Source organism: Providencia sp. PROV189 (assembly GCF_028480065.1).
Lineage (GTDB): Bacteria > Pseudomonadota > Gammaproteobacteria > Enterobacterales > Enterobacteriaceae > Providencia > Providencia stuartii.
The window spans coordinates 61,528-68,245 of the sequence record NZ_JAMPOG010000020.1 but is presented as its reverse complement, the minus strand read 5'-3'; the positions used below and the strand labels follow the sequence as shown (position 1 = coordinate 68,245).

The 6,718-nt window shown below is 43.5% G+C and carries 8 protein-coding genes; all 8 read left to right on the top strand.

Annotated elements, in window-relative coordinates; genetic code table 11:
- On the top strand, window positions 1-267 hold a 267-nt coding region (locus PR833_RS12945; RefSeq protein ID WP_442959667.1), incomplete at its 5' end, for a fimbrial protein.
- 67 nt (window positions 268-334) lie between these two features.
- On the top strand, window positions 335-871 hold the full coding sequence (locus PR833_RS12940; RefSeq protein ID WP_171830836.1) for a fimbrial protein: 537 nt from the start codon (window positions 335-337) through the stop codon (window positions 869-871).
- A 91-nt stretch (window positions 872-962) separates the two neighbouring features.
- Entirely contained in the window at window positions 963-3,632 is a 2,670-nt protein-coding gene (locus tag PR833_RS12935; RefSeq protein ID WP_272526193.1) for an outer membrane usher protein, read from the top strand.
- Between the two features lie 57 nt (window positions 3,633-3,689).
- Window positions 3,690-4,478 (top strand): fimbria/pilus periplasmic chaperone, encoded by a 789-nt coding sequence (locus PR833_RS12930; RefSeq protein ID WP_014657975.1) that lies wholly within the window; start codon window positions 3,690-3,692, stop codon window positions 4,476-4,478.
- A gap of 39 nt (window positions 4,479-4,517) precedes the next feature.
- Complete coding sequence (locus tag PR833_RS12925) at window positions 4,518-5,126, top strand: fimbrial protein (RefSeq protein ID WP_040132977.1); 609 nt, start codon at window positions 4,518-4,520, stop codon at window positions 5,124-5,126.
- Between the two features lie 10 nt (window positions 5,127-5,136).
- Window positions 5,137-5,673, top strand: coding sequence for a fimbrial protein (locus PR833_RS12920; RefSeq protein ID WP_241014136.1), 537 nt, complete (start codon window positions 5,137-5,139; stop codon window positions 5,671-5,673).
- Window positions 5,674-5,683: 10 nt separating this feature from the next.
- Window positions 5,684-6,181: a fimbrial protein gene (locus PR833_RS12915; RefSeq protein WP_014657978.1), complete on the top strand. Its 498-nt coding sequence runs from the start codon at window positions 5,684-5,686 to the stop codon at window positions 6,179-6,181.
- Between the two features lie 2 nt (window positions 6,182-6,183).
- Complete coding sequence (locus tag PR833_RS12910; RefSeq protein WP_004918259.1) at window positions 6,184-6,702, top strand: fimbrial protein; 519 nt, start codon at window positions 6,184-6,186, stop codon at window positions 6,700-6,702.
- The last annotated feature ends 16 nt before the right edge of the window (window positions 6,703-6,718 follow it).

The window sequence follows — 6,718 nt, the reverse complement described above, 5'->3', positions numbered from 1 at the left end:
TTAACCTTTAGTGGTGCTGCTGCATCTTTCGACAATACCAATAAAACACTGGGTATTGTTGGTACTGGTGCTGGCGCTGGTGTTCAGATCACTAATGGTAGCGGCAATGTGGTGACTTTAGGAACAGCTACACCATTCCAACAAATTCAAAATGGTAACAACACACTGAATTTCGCTGCTTACTTAAAAGGTAATGGTGGCGATATCGACACTATCACTGCCGGTGACTTTAGCTCAGTAGCGGATTTCACTTTGTCTTACGAGTAATTCATCTTGAGCCAACAAATTAATTTGTTGGTTCATTCCGACTGAATTGGGTGTAAGAGAGGAAGCAATGAATCATTCGTTAACCAGTGGAGTGTTTTCATTGATCTTAAGTATAGGCACGTTGACTGCGGTATCAACTGCACATGCTCAAGGCTCAGTGAGTATGAATGGAAGCATTATTGAAACAGCATGTGCAATTGATGTCGGCAGCCGTGATCAAACTATTGATATGGGAAGTATTGCACTGACTCAAATTCGCCGTGATGGACAAGGACCGGCTCGCCCTTTTGTTATCCGATTAGTGAATTGTGTTCTTGAACGCCAAAATCCTGACAAACCGAATTGGCAATACTTTCGCGTAACATTCGATGGCCCCCATGACAGGGGGTTATTTGGTGTAAACGGACAAGCTCAAGGTGTTGGATTACAAATTCAACGTGAGGGAGATGGTGAAATTGCCATACCAGGCCAAGGAATGTCAGTGAGCGCACTAACAGCTGGAACAAAAGATCTCACCTATCGGCTACGGTTGGTGGCGAATAACCGCCCATTGGTATCAGGCCAATACTACAGTCAATTACGTTTCAAACTGGATTATGAATAGTCGGTTCCTCTTATAAATGAAACTCCCTTTGTAGGATGAGCTTCGTGAGCGAAATGACATTACGGATAAAAGAACGCAAAAGAAGGTCGAGATGATGACCCTGAATTTCATTCACACGCCTGTGTTACAGATAACTCGGCCTTGCAGATTAGGGCTTTTAGTCGCGTTGGCTATTAGCTTTGGTGGTCACGCATCCGATATTACATTTAATATGGATATGCTAGACGTCAATGATCGTAACAACATTGATCTAAGCCAATTTGCGCGTCCAGGCTATCTCATGCCTGGTGAATACAGTTTTACGGTCTTCTTAAACAAGCAAAGCATGCCGGAAGAAACTGTCTTTTACTATGCACCTGAAGGTGAGTCGAATGAAAGCCTCCCTTGCCTGACCCCTGCTTTAGTTGAAAAATTCGGTATCAAACCTGAATTGATGTCGACATTGAAGTGGTGGCACGAAGGACAGTGTTTATCACTTGAAAGTTTGCCCGGAACTGAAGTTAAAGCCGACCTTGCGACTTCGGCTATGTATATTAGTTTGCCGCAAGCCTACCTCGAATATACCGCTGAGAATTGGGATCCTCCTGCACGCTGGGAAGAAGGATTACCCGGCGCATTGTTTGATTACAACTTAAATGCACAAGTGGGCCAACAAACCCGCTCAGGACAACAAACTAACTACAGTACCAGCGGTAATGGGGTTGCTGGTGTTAACTTGGGTGCTTGGCGTGTTCGTGCTGACTGGCAAATGCGTATTGATAAGCAACAAGGGCAAAGCACGACCACATCACTAGATTGGACTCGTTATTATGTCTACCGAGCAATCAAATCCTTAGGCGCAAAACTCACCTTAGGTGAGGATTATTTAACCTCTGATATTTTTGATAGTTTCAGGTTTACAGGGCTTAGCCTGATTACCGATACCAATATGCTACCACCTAATCTACGTGGATACGCACCAGAAATTACTGGGGTAGCAAAAAGTAATGCAACCGTCATCGTGAGCCAACAAGGACGCATTATTTATCAAACTCAAGTCGCTGCGGGCCCATTTCGTATCCAAGACCTAAATGATGCATTAGCTGGGCAAATCGATGTTGAAGTTAAAGAACAAGACGGCTCAACACAGAATTTCACTGTAAATACTGCAAGTGTTCCGTATTTAACACGTCCGGGGCAACTGCGTTACAAATTAGCCGCAGGGCGCCCAACAAATTGGCGCCATCATGTTAGTGGCGATACCTTTGCAAGTGGCGAATTCTCTTGGGGGGTTAACAACGGCTGGTCACTGTATGGTGGTGGAATTGGTGCAGAAAACTATGCATCCGCGGCTATAGGGATTGGTCGTGACTTAATGGTATTCGGTGCATTGTCATTTGATGTCACTCATGCTCGGGCGCATTTAACCAACTTAAGTGGTATTGACGATAAAACGTATCGTGGGAGCTCGTATCGTTTAAGTTACTCTAAACGTTTTGATACCTATAACAGCCAAGTGACATTTGCAGGATATCGATTCTCTGAGCAAGGTTTTATGAGTATGTCTGAGTATTTGGATGCGCAGGAAACAGGTGCTCGCCAATACAACAGCAAAGAAATGTATACCATCTCTTATAACCAACAGTTTTCAGAGTTAGGGCTGAGTGCGTTCATCAATTATTACCATCAAACCTATTGGGATCAACCCGATAACGACCGCTATAGTATTTCGTTAGCGCGCTATTTTGATATTGGTAAATGGAAGAATCTTAGCCTCAACTTGACGGCCTATCGAAATCGTTATCGTGAAAGTAATGATGATGGCGTATATGCGTCACTCACAGTGCCTTGGGGTGAAAAAAGCTCCGTTAGTTATAACAGTAGTTGGGATAAAAATGATAACTCACAGCGTGTGAGTTACTACAGTACCATCGATGAGAGAAATAACTATCAGCTAAGTACCGGATGGGCGCGTTCAGGTGTGCTCGTGAGTGGCTATTACACTCATCAGGGAGACTTAGCACAGCTCAACGCAAACGCAACTTACCAACAAGACCGTTATCGATCTGCAGGGTTCTCTTTGCAAGGTGGTTTCACCGCAACAGAGAAAGGTGCCGTACTACATCGTGGTAGTCAAATTGGTGGTACTCGCATATTTGTTGATACCGATGGTGTGCCTAATATCCCATTACGTGGTTACGGCTCCATTGTACGTACCAACCGCTTTGGACAAGCCGTTATTAGTGACGTGAATAGCTATTACCGCAACCAAATTAGCGTTGATTTGAATGCATTACCAGATGAAGCACAAGTGTCTCAATCTATAAAGCAAGGCACTTTAACAGAAGGGGCAATTGGCTACCGTCAATTTGATGTTGTCGCAGGAAATAGTGCGATGGCGTTGTTAAGGCTATCGGACAATAGTACACCACCTTTCGGAGCAATAGTCTTAAACGGTCGTGGTCAGCAAGTCGGTATGGTGGGTGATGATGGAAATACCTATCTCACTGGTTTAAATGCAAAAGATACCTTGCAAGTTCGTTGGGATGACCAAGTGCAGTGTGAAATCACACTCCCTAATACCTTGCCAGAAGATGATTATTTACAGGCAAGCTGGTTACTACCGTGCCACAAACCGGGAGCAAAAGCCGCATCGCCAGCGACCATAAAGACACAATCAGCCAGTCGTGCATTAGAAGCAATGCCGAAAACAGCAGAACTTGTTGTGCCTGTTGTTGAAAGAACGGCGCCAAAGGAACTAAGTCGCTGGTTACAAAAATAATAAAAATGGTGGTACGCAAAGAGCGATGAGTGTTCCTTAACCATAGAAGATAACAATATGATGAATAACATGATGAAAAACAAATTGATGAACAAAAAAAATGCCCATAGAGCAGTATTCGCATTGGCTAGCGTTGTGTTGACTTCAACAACGCTATCTTCTGCTCAAGCAGCAGTTGCCTTAGACAGAACTCGAGCGATTATTACAGGAGACGAAAAATCGATCAGTTTAAATATCAGTAATGAAAACAAACAATTACCTTATCTCGCTCAAGGTTGGGTGGAGAATGAGAAAGGTGAAAAAATAAGCGACCCATTTACGGTATTGCCACCGGTGCAGCGTGTTGAACCAGGGGCAAAAAGCCAAATCAAAATCCAAGCGCTGCCAAGTGCTGCTGCACTGCCACAAGACAGAGAATCCGTGTATTACTTTAATTTGCGTGAGATTCCACCAAAAAGTGATAAGCCCAATACACTGCAACTGGCGTTACAGACACGTATCAAATTGTTTTATAGACCGAAAGCAATCATTCCGACACGTGAGCAAATGGATAACCCATGGCAGGAAAAAGTAACTCTTACGCGTCAGGGTAACCAGTATACGATTAATAACCCAACTGCCTATTACGTTTCTTTTGTCGATGCTGTTCCCAACAAAAATGGACAAACGGTCGCAGGGTTTGAGCCAGTGATGGTGGCACCAAAAAGCAGCAAAGCACTGAACGTCAGTGCAGACGCATTAGGTAATAAACCTGTGCTGACCTATATCAATGATTACGGTGGTCGTCCAACACTGTCGTTTACATGTCAGGGAAATAGCTGCCATGTGGTACCTGAAAAAAAATAGACTGATTTGAAATGCGCGATGAGATAGCAGGAGAATATCATGACAAACACAAGCAGGATGCTCCGTTATGTGGGCTTAGGAAGTTTAGCGCTGAATTTATTCAGTAACATGGCGATGGGAACAGCCCTAAATAAAGTTGATAACTGGGATGTAGATGGTTCACATGGCACGCTATATGTCCATGGAGCCTTGACGGAAAGTGCTTGTCGTTTAGCAATGTTATCAGCATATCAAACTATTAATTTAGGTACTGTGGGAACAGGACAGCTTCAGCATGTCGGGCAAACAGGTAACCCTGTTGCGATTGAGCTGCGTTTAGAGGATTGTTTAAGTGGTGAAAGCCGTAGCCGCACTGCACAGGGGAATCTTTTGTGGAGCCAACAAATGCCGTCAATGAAGGTCCGCTTTTTGGCTCCTATAGATATTCAAGACCCGCGCTTGGCTGCTGTTATCGGTGTTCAGGGGATTGGCCTGCAATTAAGTGATGCAGCGGGTTCACCAATTAACTTAGGTGAGTACAGTACACCACAGTTGGTTTCACCTGGGCAAAACCAATTAACTTACTATGTAACGCCAGTACGTACCTCTGCTCAACTAAATGCTGGAGCTTATCAGGCGTTAATTAGATTTCAGGTAAGTTATGAATAGGAGCATGGAGATGAGAGGAGCTTATTTTTTTACTATAGGCTTGAAAGCGTGTGTTCTAGCTGAGGTAATTCTCTTTGGTACTCTGATTTCACTCGGCTTTTCTTACAATGCTATCGCTGCAAATCTAAGCTCTAATATCCAAATTCGCGTGACGGTATACGGTGAGCCGGAATGTACCCTTGGCGGTGCAACAACGACCTCTGTAGATTTTGGCGATATACATCAGGCAAAGATTGATGGTGCTTATGGGCGCTCACCTATTAATTATAACTTGATATGTAATGGCTTATATAAGAATACATTAAAGATGACGCTGAAATGGACTGATAGGCAAATTAATGGTGAGTCATCCGTGACGACCAATCTCCCGAATTTAGGTATTGCCATTTACCGTGATGGAACCCGCCTTAGTAATGGTGCGACATTCAATTTTAATTATGGGAGTTCGCCTGCTTTGTATGCCGTCCCTGTTAAACCTACAGGCGTAAACTTAACATCAGGTGGGGATTTTACGGGCAATCTCACGATGGTATTGGATTACCAATAGGATGATATCAATGAAATTATTCCGTTATCTTCTCTCGGTCTGCATGATTCTTAGCCTGTTTAGCCAAAGCCAAGCAGCAACACTTGGTATCCAGCTAAAAGGTCGATTATTGGTGACACCGCCTGTGTGCATTTTGAATAACAACCAGCAAGAAACTATACATTTTGGCGATATATTGCTTCCACGTATCGATGGAGTTCAATACAAGCGTACTGTACCAATGAGACTCAGCTGCACAAATCTAGCGAAAAACGCTATAAAGCTCACGCTTGTCGGCGATGGGACATCATTTAATAGCAATGGCGCATTAAAAACGAGTAACCCAAAACTCGGGCTTTCCTTTTATGTGAACAATGCTAAGCAAGTTATTAACCAGCCTTTCAATGTGTTATATACAGCGCTGCCAACCTTGGAGGTTGCTCCAGTAAAAAACAGTGATGCCAATTTTACGAATACCGATGGCGGATTTTTTACAGCGCTGGCAACACTGAAAATTGAGTATCAGTGAGAATGATTATGTGGAATAACAATCAAATTAAGCATTGGATGGCAGGATTTATAATGGTGATGTCCATATCTTCAGCGCAAGCAAATTGGGCTTGGGCATTTGATGGCACGTTAATTATTCCTCCTGTTTGCCAATTAAGCCATGACGACCCGATAAAAGTTTCATTTGGTAAAGTCGGTGTACGAAAAATCAATGGTACCGCCTTCAAGCAACCTATTCCTTTTCAATTAAATTGTGTTGGCGATATGACACAACCGTGGGATATCAGCTTGATATTCGGAGGAACACCTGCGGGAAGTGGATTTGATAATGCGACATTAAGAACGGTGACACCGTTGAATAATGGCAAATTAGGAATTCAAATTCAGAAAAATGGCCAACCTCAACCATTGAATGAACCCTTTTTGATTAATGCGGCTTCACTACCATCCCTTTCAGCAGTTCCTGTCATGCGATCAGGAAGCGAGCTCGTAGGGGATAATTTTACTGCATCAGGCACGTTAACCATTATTTTTGAATAGGAGGCGGCAGTCATAA